The sequence below is a fragment of the Streptomyces sp. NPDC030183 genome (assembly GCF_055573455.1).
Genome location: NZ_JBVIBK010000005.1, coordinates 87,841 through 104,847 on the forward strand (window position 1 = coordinate 87,841; position 17,007 = coordinate 104,847).

At 71.5% G+C, this 17,007-nt stretch carries 13 protein-coding genes and 1 tRNA gene; 7 read left to right on the forward strand and 7 right to left on the reverse strand.

Translation table 11 applies throughout. From position 1 onward, the window contains the following. Positions 1-10: 10 nt before the first annotated feature. Entirely contained in the window at positions 11-985 is a 975-nt protein-coding gene (locus ACZ4Z2_RS07890) for a GNAT family N-acetyltransferase (RefSeq protein WP_468073494.1), read from the reverse strand. Between the two features lie 410 nt (positions 986-1,395). Here ACZ4Z2_RS07890 and ACZ4Z2_RS07895 point away from each other — a divergent pair, with 410 nt between their 5' ends. Next, positions 1,396-3,252: a glycoside hydrolase family 15 protein gene (locus ACZ4Z2_RS07895; protein WP_468073496.1), complete on the forward strand. Its 1,857-nt coding sequence runs from the start codon at positions 1,396-1,398 to the stop codon at positions 3,250-3,252. 363 nt (positions 3,253-3,615) lie between these two features. Continuing rightward, positions 3,616-4,536: a glutathione S-transferase C-terminal domain-containing protein gene (locus ACZ4Z2_RS07900; protein ID WP_468073498.1), complete on the forward strand. Its 921-nt coding sequence runs from the start codon at positions 3,616-3,618 to the stop codon at positions 4,534-4,536. A 501-nt stretch (positions 4,537-5,037) separates the two neighbouring features. Here ACZ4Z2_RS07900 and ACZ4Z2_RS07905 read toward each other — a convergent pair. The 4 genes from ACZ4Z2_RS07905 to ACZ4Z2_RS07920 all read right to left on the reverse strand — a co-directional run bounded on the left by ACZ4Z2_RS07905 (position 5,038) and on the right by ACZ4Z2_RS07920 (position 7,200). Next, a complete protein-coding gene (locus ACZ4Z2_RS07905; protein WP_468073500.1) occupies positions 5,038-5,358 on the reverse strand; it encodes a DUF3140 domain-containing protein in 321 nt (106 codons plus the stop codon). 49 nt (positions 5,359-5,407) lie between these two features. Next, complete coding sequence (locus ACZ4Z2_RS07910; protein ID WP_468073502.1) at positions 5,408-5,893, reverse strand: Dps family protein; 486 nt, start codon at positions 5,891-5,893, stop codon at positions 5,408-5,410. A 21-nt stretch (positions 5,894-5,914) separates the two neighbouring features. After that, on the reverse strand, positions 5,915-6,217 hold the full coding sequence (locus ACZ4Z2_RS07915; RefSeq protein ID WP_468073504.1) for a WhiB family transcriptional regulator: 303 nt from the start codon (positions 6,215-6,217) through the stop codon (positions 5,915-5,917). A 173-nt stretch (positions 6,218-6,390) separates the two neighbouring features. Further along, entirely contained in the window at positions 6,391-7,200 is an 810-nt protein-coding gene (locus ACZ4Z2_RS07920) for an alpha/beta hydrolase (protein ID WP_468073506.1), read from the reverse strand. A gap of 208 nt (positions 7,201-7,408) precedes the next feature. On the opposite strand from ACZ4Z2_RS07920, the gene ACZ4Z2_RS07925 reads away from it, so the two are divergent. After that, positions 7,409-8,182 carry a sulfite exporter TauE/SafE family protein gene (locus tag ACZ4Z2_RS07925; protein WP_468073508.1) on the forward strand — a complete coding sequence of 258 codons (774 nt, stop codon included), beginning with the start codon at positions 7,409-7,411 and terminating at the stop codon, positions 8,180-8,182. Here ACZ4Z2_RS07925 and ACZ4Z2_RS07930 read toward each other — a convergent pair. Together ACZ4Z2_RS07930 and ACZ4Z2_RS07935 are read right to left on the reverse strand one after the other, a co-directional pair. Then, positions 8,168-8,980, reverse strand: coding sequence for an HAD-IIA family hydrolase (locus tag ACZ4Z2_RS07930; RefSeq protein WP_468073510.1), 813 nt, complete (start codon positions 8,978-8,980; stop codon positions 8,168-8,170). The genes ACZ4Z2_RS07925 and ACZ4Z2_RS07930 overlap by 15 nt on opposite strands. Positions 8,981-9,227: 247 nt before the next feature. Next, positions 9,228-9,755 carry a DUF309 domain-containing protein gene (locus ACZ4Z2_RS07935; protein WP_468073512.1) on the reverse strand — a complete coding sequence of 176 codons (528 nt, stop codon included), beginning with the start codon at positions 9,753-9,755 and terminating at the stop codon, positions 9,228-9,230. Positions 9,756-9,856: 101 nt separating this feature from the next. On the opposite strand from ACZ4Z2_RS07935, the gene ACZ4Z2_RS07940 reads away from it, so the two are divergent. From ACZ4Z2_RS07940 to ACZ4Z2_RS07955, 4 genes are all read left to right on the forward strand, one after another. Then, positions 9,857-9,930 (forward strand) — tRNA-Pro (locus ACZ4Z2_RS07940). Between the two features lie 404 nt (positions 9,931-10,334). Continuing rightward, complete coding sequence (locus tag ACZ4Z2_RS07945; RefSeq protein WP_468073514.1) at positions 10,335-12,146, forward strand: condensation domain-containing protein; 1,812 nt, start codon at positions 10,335-10,337, stop codon at positions 12,144-12,146. Continuing rightward, positions 12,143-16,624 carry a non-ribosomal peptide synthetase gene (locus ACZ4Z2_RS07950; RefSeq protein ID WP_468073516.1) on the forward strand — a complete coding sequence of 1,494 codons (4,482 nt, stop codon included), beginning with the start codon at positions 12,143-12,145 and terminating at the stop codon, positions 16,622-16,624. Before ACZ4Z2_RS07945 ends, ACZ4Z2_RS07950 begins: the two co-directional genes overlap by 4 nt. After that, on the forward strand, positions 16,624-16,809 hold the full coding sequence (locus ACZ4Z2_RS07955; protein ID WP_468073518.1) for an MbtH family NRPS accessory protein: 186 nt from the start codon (positions 16,624-16,626) through the stop codon (positions 16,807-16,809). Before ACZ4Z2_RS07950 ends, ACZ4Z2_RS07955 begins: the two co-directional genes overlap by 1 nt. The last annotated feature ends 198 nt before the right edge of the window (positions 16,810-17,007 follow it).

Genomic DNA, 17,007 nt, shown 5'->3' on the forward strand with positions numbered 1-17,007 from the left:
GGCGGTGGACTCAGCGCCAGTCGTCGATCACATAGGCGTCCGGGTGGCTGTAGCCGGGTTCGTTGGGCCGGTGCATGGTCACGCCTTGCAGCCAGGTGCGGAAGCCGCGGCCGGCCATGCGCCGGTAGGCGTCCTGGCGGGCCAGGTTGATCCCGGCGTCCAACTGCCCGAGTCCCTTCTCGCGGGCCAGCCGCTCGCACGCGTCCAGCAGTCGTTCGAACCGGTCCGCGGCGCCCGGACCGGGGCGTACGGCGCCGAACTTGACGAAGCACACGTCCTCTCCGGCCTCCGACCCCGCGCCGCAGTGACAGACGGCCAGACCGTCGAGACCGGAGTCGGCGCCCGCGAGGAGGACGGTGTCACCGAGCCCCTGCGCCTGGACGGCCGTGATCTCGCGCTCCAGGCTCAGGCCCTCGTACACGGACTCCGTCAGCGCGCGACAGAGGCTCAGCGCGTCGGGCCGCTCGGCGGCGGTCAGTTCGCCGTAGAGGAGGCGGCCGGGGACCGGGGCGGGGTCGGCGACCTGTTTCTTCATGATGGCTGTCAGGAACCGGGGCCAGAAGCCGTACCGGCGGTAGAGCTCCAGGTGCTTGGGGCTGTGCGAGAAGGTGAACAGGCCGAGGTGGCGGTTCTCCCAGGTGGCGAAGCAGGCCATGACCGGTTCCATCAGGCGCCTGCCGATGCCCTGGTCCCACAGGCCCGGTCGTACGGTCAGCGGGCCGAAGTACCCGACGCTGCCCCAGTGGGCGGCGAAGTTAGTTCCGACGACCTCGCCCTCGACGGTCGCCGCGAACGCCGCGTGCGGATCCGCCGCCCAGCGGGTGCGGACGTAGTCGGCGCTCCCGAAGAACGTCTCCGGCTCAGGGAACCCGAGGAACGTCCCGAAGGCGACCCGGAAGATCTTGTCGGCCCGGTCCAGATCCGGCTCGACCAGCGGGCGGACCGACACCGGGGCGGCGACACCCGTTCGCTGCGCTGCGGACATGACCGCTCTCCTTTCCGCCGCGGCCCCCGGTTCCATCGCACCACGGACGCGCGCCACAGGCGAAACGAGAGCCCCGGCAGGTACCGCGAGGCCCCCACGCTCCCCGAGGACCGGCCGCCCGCCCCCCAGGCCCCGACACAGCACCCCGGTCCCCGCGACTCGAACGCCCCACCCCGCATGCCCCCGCGCCCCCCAGGCCCCGACACAGCACCCCGGTCCCGCGACTCGAACGCCCCGCCCCACATGCCCCCGCGCCCCCCAGGCCCCGACACAGCACCCCGGTCCCGCGACTCGAACGCCCCACCCCGCATGCCCCCGCGCCCCCCAGGCCCCGACACAGCACCCCGGTCCCGCGACTCGAACGCCCCGCCCCGCATGCCCCCGCGCCCACCCGCCCCGACACTGACCCCATGCCAGGACACGCCCCCGGCGCCCGGTCGGGACCCAGCCCCATCGAGGACTACGCCCTGATCGGCGACCTCCTCACCGCGGCCCTGGTGGCCAAGGACGGCGGCATCGACTGGCTCTGCCTCCCCCGCTTCGACTCCCCGGCCTGCTTCGCCGCCCTGCTCGGCGACGAGGACAACGGCCGCTGGCGCGTCGCCCCCGCCGACGAGACCGGCGCGGTGGCCCGCCGCCGCTACCGGGACGACACACTGATCCTGGAGACCGAGTGGGAGACCCCGGCCGGGCGGGCCCTGATCACCGACTTCATGCCGCCGCGCGGCGAGGACGCTCCCTGTGTCGTACGGATCGTCGAGGGCCTGGCCGGCGCCGTGGACATGCGGATGGAGCTGCGGCTGCGCTTCGACTACGGCCGGGTGCTGCCGTGGATGCGGCACAAGGACGGCCAGCTGACCGGCATCGCCGGGCCGGACGCGGTGTGGCTGGGCACGCGGGTCCGGCTCACCGCGCACGGCACCTCCCACCGCGCGGTCTTCCGCGTCACCCCCGGCGAGCGCGTCCCCTTCGTCCTCGTCTGGCGCCCCTCCCATCTGCCGGCCCCCGACCCGGTCGACGCCTTCGACGCGTTGGCCGCCACGGAGACGTACTGGCGGCTGTGGCTGCGCCGGCTGACCTACGCCGGCCCGTACCGCGACGCCGTAGCCCGCTCCCTCATCACCCTCAAGGCCCTCACCTACGAGCCCACCGGAGGCATCGTCGCCGCCCCGACCACCTCCCTGCCCGAGGAGATCGGCGGCGTCCGCAACTGGGACTACCGCTACTGCTGGCTGCGCGACGCGGGGATGGCGCTGGAGGCGCTGCTGCGCAGCGGGTTCACCGCCGAGGCGGACGCCTGGCGCGGCTGGCTGGCCCGGGCTCTCGCCGGCCGCCCGGAGGACGCGCAGATCATGTACGGCATCGCCGGGGAGCGGCGGCTGACCGAGTGGGAGGCCGACTGGCTGCCGGGGTACGAGGGGTCGCGCCCGGTGCGGATCGGCAACGCCGCCGCGGCCCAACGGCAGCTCGACGTGCCCGGCGAGGTCATGGACACCATCCATCTGTCCATCGGCTGCGGACTGCGCCCGCGCCGGCACCTCGTCGACCTCCAGGCGGTCCTCCTCGACCATCTGGAACAGGTGTGGACCGAACCCGACCAGGGCCTGTGGGAGATGCGCGGCACCCCACGCCACTACACCCACTCCAAGGTGATGTGCTGGGTCGCCTTCGACCGTGCGATCCGCCTCGCGGAGACGCACGAACGCCCCGGCCCGGTGGAGCACTGGCGCCGGATCCGGGACCGTATCCACCGCGAGGTCTGCGAGCGGGCCTTCGACCCGCGCCGGGGCACGTTCACCCAGTCGTACGGCTCCGACGCGCTCGACGCCGCGCTGCTGCAGATCCCGCAGACCGGGTTCCTGCCCCCCGACGATCCCCGCGTCGTCGGCACCGTCGAGGCCGTACGCCGCGAACTCCTCGTCGACGGGCTGGTGGCCCGCTACTCGGCGGGCGGACCCGACTCCCCGGACGGCCTCCCCGGTGGCGAGGGCGCCTTCCTGGCCTGCTCCTTCTGGCTCGCGGACGCCCTGCTGTCCATCGGCCGCGAGGACGAGGCCCGCGCCCTGTACGAGCGGCTCCTCGGCCTGCGCAACGACGTGGGGCTCCTCGCCGAGGAGTACGACCCCCGCGCCCGTCGCCAGCTGGGCAACTTCCCGCAGGCGTTCACCCACGTGCCGCTCATCCGGGTCGCCTACGAACTCGACCGGCACGCCCCCCACGCCCGCCGAGGCCACCCCGAGGCGCTGCCGGGCACGGGGGAGGCATGAACCCCCCCGTCCGTCAGGTGAGACAGGCGACCGCTTCTCGGACACCCCCTTGACGGGGACCGGGAGGGCGCCGACACTCCATGAGGGGTATTTCCTAGTGAACAGGTAGGGAATGATGGGGCGCCTGGAGCCGGTGGTGACTCGTGTGCGACGCGCACACCGGCAGTCCCTCCTGCTGACCTCCCGCCGTCACATCGACCTGCTGCGCGTCTGCAGCGCGACCCACCCCTCCGGCTGAACCGGCGCGCGCCGCCGCGCCCCGCCCGCCGATCCGGCCGGCCCGCGAGGACCGTGCGCCCGCACGCGCGCGGGCGCAGCCGCCGTCCGTACGTCACGTTCGCGCACTCGACCCCCGGGAGACCCATGCCCGCCCTGTCCGTCCACGCCCTGAACGCCGTCCCGACGCAGCGGCCGCAGCCCGCCTTCCGGGGCCGGATCGGCTGTGACGCCCGCAGCGGTCACTACGCCGTGCCGCGCCGCTACCGGTTGCACCTGTCCCTGTCCTGTCCGGGCGCCCTGCGCATCGCCGTCGTCCACGGCCTCCTCGGGCTCGCGGACGTCTGCCCGGTCACCCTCCTGCCCGCCGTCCCCGACGGGCCGGACGGCGAACACTCCGAGCTGCGCCCCCTGTACGAGGCCAGCGCGCACCGCTACTCCGGTGCGGCCACGGCACCGGTCCTCAGCGACGACTGGTCCGGACGCATCGTCAGCACCCACACCCCGGACATCATGCGCGACCTCGCCCGCCGCTTCGGCGGCGGCCGCCCCGAGCTGTACCCGGCGGGCGCCGAGGCGGAGATCGATGGCGTCGCCCGCCTCTGCGCCCAGGGCGTCGACGCGGCCGCCCAACGCGCCGGACAGGCCGACACCGACGAGGGCGTACGCCGGGACGCGCTCGGCTCCCTGCTGCGCACCCTGCGCTCACTGGATGCCCGCCTCGCCCGGCAGGAGTACGCCCTCGGCGACCGGCTCACCGTCGCCGACGTCGAGTTGTGGACCAGCCTGGTGCGCCTGGACACCGTGCACCGCTGGCACCTGGACGCCTCCGCCGTGCACCGCGTCGCCGACCACCCGCACCTGTGGGCGTACGCACGCCGGCTGACCGCCCACCCCGCCTTCGGCCCCCGTCTCGACCTCGACGGCATCGCCCGCAGGCACCACGCCCACTGCCAGGGCCTGGAGGCCGCCGGAGCCGCCGTACAGATCCTGGACTGGGCCTCCCACGTCCCGGACCAGGACGTATCGGCCGACGGACACACGTCCCAGGGCGTGGACGGACCTTGACAGCGGCGTACCCGGCCTGTGTTGCTTACAGCCACCCGAAGAGCGCGAGGCCCCCTGGGGCCGGAAGACGATGGTGACGGACATGTACGCAACCCCGAGGCCGGCCGCATGGCGGCGCCACGGTTGCGTACCGCTCTGCGCCGACCGCGCCGTCGATCTGCTCCGGGTCAACAGCGCACTGTGTAGCGCACGTCGTACGGCCTAGTGCCGTTCCTCCGTCGAGGCTGACGGTTCACTGAACCCCTGGGGCGCCGCGTCCGCGGGTCCGCCCTCCTTTCCGCCGGCCCCGGTGTCGTGCGCATCCGTGCGTCCTCTCGCCCCCGAGCGGCTCCCGTCCGCCGTACGGGCCGAAGCCGCCTGCGCCGCCTGGGGTTTTCCCACACTCCTCCGGAGCTCTCGATGGGTGAACCCCCAGGCGCCGCCGTGTCCGTCGCCGAAGCACCACCGCCCCGCCGACACCCCGTCAAAAGACTTGCCCGCACAGCGACAGGGGGGCCGGCCCTACGACCTGAGCGGGTCGTGCCCCAGCGTCATCAGCCGGTGCCGGCGGTGCGTGCCGTCCGCGTCCGGCTCGTCCTTCCGCTGCGCTTCGACCGATTCCACGACCTCGTACATCACCCGGAAGTCGTCCTCGGTGAGGTCCGTGCGCCGCTTCTGCAGGATCTCCAGCACATGCCGGCCGGTGGGGGAGCCCAGCCGGTCCGGCCCCGGCTCCTCCTCGGCGTACCGGGTCTGGAGCCAGGCCCCCAGCTCCTGCGAGGTCATGTTCACCACGCGGTGGAACTCGTCCCACAGCGCGTCCCGTTCCAGGGCGTCGGTCATCGCAGCCCCCTTAGCTGCTCGTGCTCGCGTACGACCGCGGGACCCGTGCTCAGGCGTCCTCGCGCGGCCAGTTCTCCGCCTCGAACATCCAGCGCTGCTTCTCCAGCTCGGCGGTGAGGGAGATCAGCAGGTCCTGCGACACCTTGTCCGCTTCCTCGGTGGCCTCGATACGCTCCCGCAGCCGGCCGACCGCGGTCGTCAGCGCCTCCACCAGGAGCCGCACGACGTCGTTGTCCCGCAGCCAGCCCTCCTTGGTGCCCGGCAGGGCGAACCGGGCCGCGACCGTCTCCGGGCGGCCGTCGGGCGCGATACCGAGCGCCGCCGCGCGTTCGGCGACCTCGTCGGCGTACGTCCGCGCGGTGGAGACGACCTCGTCGAGCTGGAGGTGGATCGAACGGAACCTCGGGCCCACGATGTTCCAGTGGGCCTGCTTGCCGATCAGGGACAGCCCCAGCAGGTCGACCAGGGTCTCCTGCAGCGCGTCCCCGGTGACCCGGAGGGCCGACTCGGGCAGGGTGCTCCTCACTATCGTCATCAGGTGAAACTCCTCATCGCATCAATGGCGCGTCATCGCTTCTCGGCGCGCCGTCCCGTGCCGCGCCAACGCTTCGTGCCGGGCCGCCTCGACGCTCCCGGCCGTGCGGAGCAGTGCGGAGCGTTCCGCCTCGCACATGCCGCCCCACACGCCGGACGTCTGCCCGCTGCCGAGCGCCCAGTGCAGACACTCGCGCAGCACGGGGCAACGGGCACATACGCGCTTGGCGGCCTCGATGTCGTCGAGCGCAGGTCCTGTTGTGCCCACGGGGAAGAACAACTCCGGGTCCTCACCCACGCAGGCCGCTTGCCGCAACCACTCCATGCGGGGCCGGGTGCCCAGGACGCATGGGGGAAAACGCGGCACACCCCGGTAGTGGAGGCGGGCCTTCCACACCGGTGGGCGAGGGCCTCCCACACCGGTGAACGCGGCCTTCCGCACGGGGATGAGGCCCTTCCGGTCCTCCGCGCCCCCGGTCGCCGGGGCTCGCGCGCTCCTCAGCGGGCGAGCACGCCGTCCACGAACTCCAGGACGTCCGCGAGGACTTCGTCGCGGTTCGTCTCGTTGAACACCTCGTGCCGGGCACCCGGGTAGACCCGCTCCGCCCACTCGGTGCCGCGCAGCTCCTCGACTCCGGTACGGCTGCCGGCCAGCGGCACGATCCGGTCGTCGTCGCCGTGCACCCACAGCAGCGGCAGCGCCCCGACGCTGCCGTTCGCGGAGACGGTCTCCAGGGTGCGCGCGAACGCCTCCAACGTCGGCCGCTTGAACGGGCCGTGCCACACCAGCGGATCGTTCGCGTACGCGGCGCCGACCGCGGGGTCCCGCGACAACTGCTTCGGGTCGAGCGGCACGTCGGGCACCTTCGGCGGCGCGAGCAGCGCCCACACCGCCTTCCAGTCGCCGATCACCGGGCCGGACAGCACGAGCGCGGCCAGCCCGGCGCCGTACCGCTGGGCGTACCGGGCGGCGATCAGACCGCCCATCGAATGGCCGATCAGCACCACCGGCACCCCCGGGTACGCGGCGCGGGCCAGCTCCTCCACCGCGCGCACATCGGTGACCACGTCCTCGAAGTCCTCGATCAGCACCCGCTCGCCCGCCGACCTGCCGTGCCCCATGTGGTCCGGGCCGAACACCGCCGCGCCATGGGCGACCAGGGCGTCCGCCACGTGCTCGTACCGGCCGATGTGCTCTCCGTAGCCGTGGACCAGCAGCGCCACGTACCGCGCCCCCTGGCGCGGCCACTCGCGTGCGGTGACACCACCCCGGGTACCGGCGAAGGCGTGCTCCCGCGAGTCGGCCATGACTCCTCCAACTGCGTCGGTGAAGGTAACCCCGTGGATCTTGCCAGGCCGCCCGCCCCACGGTCCACGCCCCGCCCGACACCCCACCCCGAACCGGACACCCGGCGCACACCACCCGACGACCCCCGCCCGCGCCAACCCTCCCAGGGGCCGACTGGCGAGACGGTTCTCTAGGGGACCGTTAGGTGCGCATAGCATCGGTCTCCGCATGAACACGATGACTCTCTGGCACCTGTCCGCGGCCGAGTTCGCCGCACTCGCCTTCGCCGCCCTCCTCGTCGGTTTCTCCAAGACCGCCGTGAGCGGCGCCAACACCGTCAGCCTCGCGATCTTCGCGGCGGTGCTGCCGGCCCGCGCCTCGACCGGTGTCCTCCTGCCGATCCTCATCGTGGGGGACGTCCTCGCCGTGCTGACCTACCGCCGGCACGCCCACTGGCCGACCCTCTGGCGGCTCTTCCCCGCGGTCGGCGCGGGCGTCGTGGTCGGCACGCTGTTCCTCATGTGGGCCGACGACCAGGTCGTACGGACCTCGATCGGCGCGATCCTGCTGCTGATGACGGCGGTCACGGTGTGGCGCCGCCGCACCGCCGACCAGGACGATGAACCGGACTCCATCACCACCCGCGCCGGCCGTGTCAAGGCCCGCTCGTACGGGGTCCTCGGCGGCTTCACCACCATGGTCGCCAACGCCGGCGGCCCCGTGATGTCGATGTACCTGCTCTCGGCCGGCTTCCGCAAGCTGGGCTTCCTCGGCACGTCGGCGTTCTTCTTCCTGATCGTCAACGTCTCCAAGGTCCCCTTCAGCGTGGGCCTCGGCCTGATCGACGGCCCCTCCCTGCTGCTGGACGCGGCGCTCGCCCTGTTCGTGGTGCCGGGCGCCCTGCTGGGCAAGTGGGCGGTGCACCGCATCAACCAGCGGCTGTTCGAACAACTGGTGATCGCGGCGACGGTCCTCGGCGGCCTCCAGCTACTGCTGCGCTGACGACGCCCCTTCGCCGAGCCCCAGCAGCGCGGGCAGATCCGCGAACGAGTCCACCACGTGGTCGGGGCGACCGCTCGCCGCGCGATGCGTCTCCGGCTGGTACTTCCCGGTCCTGACGAGCACCCCGGTGACACCGGTCCGCTGCGCCGCCAGCACGTCCGACTCGATGTCGTCCCCGACCATCAACGCGTCCCCGGCCCCGACGCCGAGGTGCTCCAGCGCCGCCTCGAAGAACGCGGCGGACGGCTTGCCCGTGATCTCGGCCTCCCTGCGCGCCGCCCGCTCCAACCCGACGAGGAACGCACCCGAGTCCAGCTGGAGGCCCTCGTCCGTCCGCCAGTACAGGTTGCGGTGCATGGCGACGAGCCGTGCCCCGCGCTGGAGATGTCCGAAGACGCGGTTGAGCGCCGCGTAGTCGAAGCCGGGCCCCGCCCCGCCGACGACCACCACGTCCGGGTCCGCCTCGTCGTCGCCGGTCAGCCGGACCCCGGTGAGGTCCTCGCGGATGTCGTCGCCGCTGTTCAGCAGCGCGCAGCGCGCTCCCGGACAGTGGCGGGCGAGATACGCGGCGGTCCCGGTCGGCGCCGTCAGGATGTCGTCGGCCGTCACGGGGAACCCGGCGCCGGCCAGGACCCCGGCGATCGACGCCCGCGTACGGGACGTCGTGTTGGTGACCAGCGCGACCCCCAGACCGGCCTCGCGGATCTCCCGCAACGCCCCGACCGCACCCGGCAGCGGCTTCCACGAGACGGTGAGCACACCGTCGATGTCGACGAGAACAGCACGTTTCTCGGCCATAAAGGGACGATACGTCGGAGATCGCCGACGGGCAGTCGACCGGCAGCGACGGGCATCGTTCCGGCAGCCGGCCGGTGATCGCCGACGGGCAGTCGACCGGCAGCCGACGGGCATCGTCTCGGCAGTCGGCCGGTGATCGCCGGCGGTCAGCCGGTGGTCGCCGTCGCGCCGGACGGGACCGACTCGCGTTCCCGGGCCGGCAGGCCGTGCGTGAGGCCTCCCTCAGCGGCCACCAGCCGCGAGGCCGCTACCGGGACCCGTCCCCTCCCAGACGCGGCGCCCAGCTCCCCGCGTCCACCGGGCGCGCCTCACCTTCCACGACCCCGGCCAGCTCGCGGGCCCAGGTCGCGACATGCGCCAGGTCGATGCCGTACGGCCGCGCCCGGCCCTCGGCCGCCGCCCACTCCTCGACCGCTCCTGCCCCGCGGCGCAGCAGCCGGGCGCCGCCTGTCGCGTTGCCGCGCGCGGAGTGCGTGAGCCCGACGGCGAGCTGGGCCAACCCCCGCCACAGGGCGCGCTCCTCCTCCGGTCCCGACTTCCACGCATCCTCGAAAACCTCGTGCGCGTGGAACGGCTTCCCCGCGTCCAGCAGCGCCTGCGCCTCCGCGACGGTCTCCTGCGGCCCCCGTACGACGCCCTCCGGCTGCCGCTCCACACCGTCCGCCCCGTACGGCAACGGCCGCCCCAGCCCGTCCCGGGGCCGCGCGTTCCGGGCGCGCCCCTCCGTGTCGCGGTCCCGCCGCCGTGTCGTCCCGTCGCCCGATGTCGCGTCCATGCCCCGATTGTCCCTCGCCCCTCACCGGCCGCGGAGCACCGGCCGACGTACGGTAAAGTTCTGTCTGCGCTGATCACTCGGTTCCACCGCGGACAGCGCACCGGGACGTGGCGCAGCTTGGTAGCGCACTTGACTGGGGGTCAAGGGGTCGCAGGTTCAAATCCTGTCGTCCCGACTTTACGAAGTCGCAGATCAGGGGCCGTTTCAGGAGAAATCCGAAGCGGCCCCTTGATCGTTCTTGCGGACCGCGTGGGATCAACATGCTCGGAGGGGCGAACGCTTCCGGGGGCCCGCTGCTCCGATCAACCACTCCAGGCGGGGGCCGGCCGGCCCCGCACCGGGACCCTGCTCCAAGTCAGCGGAAAGCGGTCGATTTGCGATTTGGGTCGAAATTGGTGGCTGGACACCGTGCAACCTCTGATGCTTTACTTCTCAAGTAGGAATTCTTGTATTCCACTTCCGGTTGCCATTGTCGCCTGACTGTCGAAGCTCTCCGCAATGATTCCTGCAAGAGCCCGGAGTGTCGTTCTTCTCTGCCGCTCTCTCATGCCTTGTTCGCGCACCAAGAATGAGTGATAAATGAGTCGCACGTTTCCACTTCTCGCTTCGCAGCGCGAAGTGTGGCTGGGACAGCAGATCGATCCGACCAGCTCGGTCTACAACTTGGGGTTATATGTCGCCCTTCCCGGTGAATTATCTCGCTCTTCCCTTGAGGTCGCGTTAAACAGGGCGCTTTCGGAAACCGATGCTCTTCACGCACGCTTCGTTGAGGAATCGGGAACGCCCTTCCAGGTTCTCGACGGATCGGGTGACTGGTCCGTGTCGGAGGTCGACACCAGTGGTGCGGCCGATCCCGAGGCCGCGGCGCTCGCCTGGATGAGGGCCGAGGTCGCCACCCCGATCGACCTCTCCACATTCCCCACCTTCGCGTCGGCGCTCATCCGCATCGGAGCCGACCGGACCTGGTGGTATCAGCGTTTCCACCACATCACGCTCGACGCCGCGGGCTGTATGCGATTCGCCGCACGCGTCATGGAGTTGCTCGGTCGGTCCGGCGAAACCGGGACGGTGACCGACGACAACGCCGATTCCTCCATCAGGCTTCTCCTGGAGGCCGAGGAAGAGTACAAGCACTCCGCGGACTTCCGGGCCGACGAGAGCTACTGGAAAGCGAACGCGCGCGGACGGTACCCCCGGACCGCTCTTGGCTCGGCGCCGCCGGCGTCCCCCGCGCAGTTCCCGCAGCGGCGCTCCGTCGAGCTGTCGTCCGAGGTCAGGGCGGCCCTGATCGATGTCTGTGACAAAGCCGGTGTGCTCTGGCCCGCCGTCGCGTTCGCGACTGTGGCCGCCTATCTGCACCTGTACGACGGTGCGACGGACATCACGCTCAGCGTCCCGGTCAGGGCTCGTACCAGTCCCCGGACGAACACCGTTCCAGGGATGACCGTCAATATCCTTCCGCTGCGCCTGAGGGTCCACGGTGGCATGACGCTCAACACCCTGGTTCCGAGGGTCACCGCTGAACTCGACGATCTCCTCCTGCACCAGCGTTACCGCGGAGAGGATCTCCGCAGGCAGATCCGAGGCCAGGGAAGCGACACGCGGCTCTTCGGGCCGACGGTGAATGTTGTCACCATCGACGCCGGTGCGGAGCATTCCATGCCCACCTTTCTCTGTGGTGGACCGGTGGAAGAGTTCCAGTTCCAGTTCACCGGCGGATTGGACTGCCGGCAGCTCGGGATCGATCTTCTGGCGAATCCGGCGATATATTCACCGGAGGCCCTCGCGACGCATGCCGACCAGTTCTGTTCGCTGCTGGAGCAGTTGACGCGGCAGCCTGACAGGCGGCTGGGTCAGGCGACAGATCTGGTGCCGGTGACGTCCCAGCAGGATCTCGGACGTCCGGCGCCCTCACGGAACGAGGATTCCAAGGAATCGACGGGCACGACGGACGCTGCGGAGTCCAGCCTTCCCCCCGGTGACTCCGGGCACTCCCAGAGTCCCGGTATGCGCGGCTCCTCCCTCTCCCGTGAGGTCGCCATGGAAGGGCTGACCGAGATCTGGCAGCGAATACTCGAAATCGACGGGATCAAACCCGACGAACACTTCTTCGACCTCGGCGGTCACTCGCTCCTCGCCATGGACGTGATTGCCGCAGTGGAGGATGAGTTCCAGGTAAAGGTCTCCGTCCGGCAGTTCTTCGCCTGCCCCACCGTGCGGGAACTCGCGAACATCGTCCTCGATTCCGCCGTGGATGGCGATATGGGTGACATGGGTGGTCCGGACGACTCGATCCTCGACGTCGTGGCAGACCTTTCCGACGCCGAAGCCGCCACGCTGTTGAACCGTCTGCGAACAGGCGGTTCCACACCTGGCGAGGTGGACGCGTGACCCAGACCTCCGGCCGGGAGCTGTCCGCCACCCAGCGGGCGCTGTACCGGGAACTGGCCGAGCGGCGCGCGCGGACCCGCGCGTTTCCCTCCCTGCCGGCGGAAACCGCGGCCCCGTTGTCGTCCGCGCAGCAGCAGATCTGGTTCGCCCAGCAACTGGACCCGCAGACGCCGAAGTACCACATCCCCATGGCCTGTCGGATCCGCGGCCCACTGGACATGCCCGCCGTACGGGCCGCCCTGGACATCGTGACCAGGCGCCATGACGCGCTGCGGACCGTCTTCGAGGCCGACGGGGAATCCCAACGGGTGCTGGGGGACGTCGACATCGACGTTCCGGTCGTCGCGCTGGACGACAGCGGCGCCGAGGAACGGGAAGCGGAGGCGCGGCGTCGATGTGAGCGAGACGCCCTGCTTCCCTTCGACCTGGTCACCGGCCCGCTCCTGCGGGTACTGGTCCTGCGGCTGGCCGACGACGATCACATACTCCAGATCACCGTTCACCACATCGTCTTCGACGCCAGGTCACAGGCTGTCTTCTGGCGCGACTTCGGCGCGGCCTACGGTGTGGTGGTGCGCGGCGGCGATCCTGTGGACGACCTGCCGCCGCGACCGCCGGTGCGGTTCTCCGAGTTCGCGGCGTGGCAGCGACAGGCCCTCCGTGAGGGCGCGTTCGACTCCGATCTGCTCCACTGGGAAAAGCGGCTGGCCGGAGTCGCCCCGGTACTCGAACTGCCCTCCGACGGTCATGGCGGCGCCGACCGGCCGGCCCGGCCGTCGCGTGTGGCGAGACTCCGCGTCGACGAGCAGCTCGTCACCCGCGTGCGCGGGGTCGCCCGGCGGCGCGGCACCACCGACTACGTGGTTCTCCTCGCCGCCTTCCAGGTGCTGCTGTCCCGGTACTCGGGCAGCGACGACGTAGTCGTCGGTTGTCCCGCGTCCCTGCGCGGCCGTGCCGAACTGCGCGATGTCGTGGGCCCCTTCATCAACACCGTGGTGTTACGCGGGGACCTGGGGGGCGACGGACTGACCTTCGACGCCCTCGTCACCCGGGCGAAGGAGGTGACACTCGACGGTTTCCAGCATGCCGAGGTGCCCTTCGCCCACCTCGTCGAGCGGCTCAACCCACCCCGCGTTCCCGGGCGTCCGCCGTTGGCGCAGGTGCTGTTCCAGCTGCTGCACGGCGGACCCGCCGCGGGTGTACCGGCGCTGCCCGGCTGCGACGTCAGCCCCTTCCTGTCGGACCTCGGACTCAGCCGGCTGGACCTGGAGTTCATCGTCAAAGACGAACGCCCCGGTCCGAGGCACTCCGCACCGGGCCGTGAGAGCGGCATGACCATCGATGTGTACTCCGCGCCCGAGCTGTTCTCCGGCGCGGCCGTCGACGAGATGCTGCGGTGCTACCGGGATCTCCTCGACGCCCTGACCGCCTCACCCGAACTGCCGATCGACTCGGCGCGGACGGACGAGACGCGGTCGGCGGCAGCCGAGTCCGGACCCGTCGTGGAACCGCCGGACACCTCGCTGGTGGACATGTTCGCCGAACAGGCGGCGCTGACACCGGACCGCGTCGCTCTGGGCGGCGACGGCACCGAACTCACCTACCGCGAGCTCGACGACCGGGTCTGTTCCCTGGCCAACGCGCTGATCCGGCGCGGGGCGGGGCCGGAGCAGATCGTGGGCATCAGACTTCCGCGGTCCGTGGACCTGGTCGTCGCCATCCTGGCCGTCCTGCGCACGGGTGCCGCCTACCTTCCGCTGGATCCCGACTATCCGGCGGACCGGACCGCCTTCATGGTGGAGGACGCGCGGCCTGTCGTCGTCATCGACGATCCGCAGTCGTTGGTGGCACCGGAAGACCGGGCGAGCCGGCCGCCGCGTCCCCGGATCGGTCCGGGCTCGGCCGCCTACGTCATCTACACCTCGGGTTCGACCGGACGCCCCAAGGGTGTGGTCGTCCCGCACGGCGGCATCCTGAACCGGATCCTGTGGATGCAGGACACCTACCGGCTCGACGAGCGCGATGTCGTGCTCCAGAAGACGCCCGCGAGCTTCGACGTATCGGTGTGGGAGTTCCTGTGGCCGACGTCGGTCGGGGCGAAGCTCGTGCTGGCGGCGCCGGGCGGCCACCGGGATCCCGCCCTTCTCGCGCGACTGATCCGGGAACAGGGCGTCACCGTCACGCATTTCGTCCCCTCGATGCTCCGGGCCTTCCTGCGCGAACCGGCGAGCCGGGGCTGCACCGGGCTCAGAGACGTGTTCTGCAGTGGTGAGGCACTGGGCGCCGACCTGGCGGACTCCTTCCACGAGGCGCTCGGCGGTGTGCGTCTGCACAACCTCTACGGCCCCACCGAGGCGTCCGTGGACGTCACCGCGTTCCGCTGTGCGCCGGGCGCGGCGTCCGTGCCGATCGGCAAGCCGGTCCGGAACACGCAGACGTACGTGCTCGACGGCCGGTTGCGCAGAGTTCCGGTCGGCGTCGCGGGGGAGCTCTACCTCGCGGGCGTCCAACTGGCCCGCGGTTACCTCGGCAGGCCCGGACTGACCGCCGAGCGCTTCATCGCGAATCCGTTCGGTCCGCCCGGCAGCAGAATGTACCGAACCGGTGATCTGGTCCGCCGGAACGCCGACGGCAGCCTGCTCTACCTGGGCCGGACCGACCATCAGGTGAAGATCCGCGGGTTCCGCGTGGAACTCGGCGAGATCGAGGCGGCGTTGTGCGCGGACCCGGCCGTGGAGTCGGCGCAGGTCGTGTACCGCGACGAGCGGCTCGTGGCGTACGTGGTCACCAAGGGCGCGGCAGCGGGTGAGCACGAAGGTGGGGGCGCGGGCGAGGACACCGGCGGTCGCGTCGACGTACGTCGGCTTCGCTCCCGAGTGCGGAGCCTGCTGCCCGACCACATGGTTCCGACCGACTACGTCGTCCTTCCGGCCTTCCCCCTGACCCCCAGCGGCAAGGTCGACAGGAAGGCACTGCCGGCGCCGTCCCCCGTCGCCTCCTCCGACCGGTCGTACGTCAAGCCGCGGAGCCCCTTCGAGGAGCGGCTCTGCGACATCTGGAAGGAGCGTCTGGGTGTGCCGCGCGTGGGCCTCACGGACGACTTCTTCGACCTCGGCGGGCACTCACTGCTGGCCGTGCGGATCGTCGCCGACGCGCGTGCCCGGCTCGGTGTGGAGTTCTCGATCGAGACCCTCTTCACGGCCCGTACCGTCCAAGCCCTGAGCGACACGCTCGCGGAGAAGACCACCCTGCCCGGCCACGACCTCGTCGCCGACAGCGAACTGGACCTCCGCGTCGACGCGGGCGGCGGGAGTATGGCAGGCGTCCCCGTCGATGCGCCCCGCCGGATCCTGCTGACGGGCGCGAACGGCTTCCTCGGGGTCTTCCTGCTGCGCGAACTGCTGGAGCAGACAGAGGCGGACATCCACTGCCTGGTCCGCCGGGCAGGGGAGGAGAGCCCGCGAATCCGGCTGGAGCGGGAGCTCGACCGGCACGGCCTGCGGATCGACGAGCACCGGCATCGCGTGGTCGTCGTCGAGGGAGACCTCGCCCGCCCGTGTCTCGGCCTCGGTGAGGAGGGGTTCGACCGGCTGGCGCAAGACGTCGACCTCGTCGTGCACAACGGATCCGAGGTCAACCTCGCCCTGCCCTACGAACGGCTGCGCGCCGCGAACGTGGAGGGAGTCCGAGAGGTCCTGCGGCTCGCGGGCCGGCATCACGTCAAGCCCGTTCACTACGTCTCCACGGCAAGCGTCTCGGCCTGTCTCGCACCGGCCTCGGCACCCGTGCGAGCGGACAGCCTGCCACGCCTGGAGGCGCTGCCCATGAACGGCTACGTACGCAGCAAGTGGGTGGCCGAGAACCTGGTCAGGGCCGCGCGTGAGCAAGGCGTTCCCACGACGATCCACCGGCCCAGCACGATCAGCGGGCACTCGGTGACCGGCCTCGGCGGGGGTGCGGTGGCGTACTGGCAGTTCCTCCGGGCGGTCGTCGCGACGGGCACGGCCCCCGAGGGACTCGGCTGGCCGGAGAACCTGGTCCCGGTGGACTTCGTGGCCCGCGCCCTGGTGCGGCTCGCGCTCCGGCCGGAGTCGGCGGGGCAGTCGTTCCACCTGACCAACAACTCGACGGTCAGCTTCGCCGAACTGGTGGAGCAAGCCCGCTCGTTGGGGTATTCCATCCGCCCGGTCGACCCGGCCCGATGGCGCGAGGAGATCCAGGCCGCCGCGGTCGACCCGGACGGGCCCGGCCCCGACTCCCCGGTTGCCTCCGTGGCGGTCGTGCTCTCCGCTCTCGACACCGAGACCGTCGCACCGCCGCCCGCGTTCGACGTCACCGCCACCCGCGAGCTGCTGGGACCGGACCTGGCCTGCCCGGTCGTCGACGCCGGCCTGCTGGAGCTCTATCTGCGCGGTCTGGTCGAGACGGGCCAGTTGCCCCCGCCACCGACTGGCTCCGCCCGTACCTGGAGTGCCTGATGCACGTACTCGACGACCCGGACGGGAACTACGCGGTCCTCGTCAACGACGGCCAGGAGTACTCGCTCTGGCCGGCCGCGACCGCTCCGCCGCCGGGCTGGCAGGTCGTGCTGACCGGCAGCCGTACCACCTGCCTGGAACACATCGACCGGGCATGGCCGCCCGGAGCCCTCGGCCGGCCCTGAACACGCCGTAGGAGCGGCCTGGAGCGACCTGGAGCGACCCGGAGCGGCCTGGAGCGGCACGAGCGCGTGCCGCTTCGACCGGCCGACGGGCTGTCCGGTGGCCTCCGGCCGCTCGCCGGGCCTACCCGGTGCCTTGACCGGGCCTGCGTGGTGCCTGACCGAGCCGACGTGGCGCGGGCAGGCCGACGCGGTGCCGGA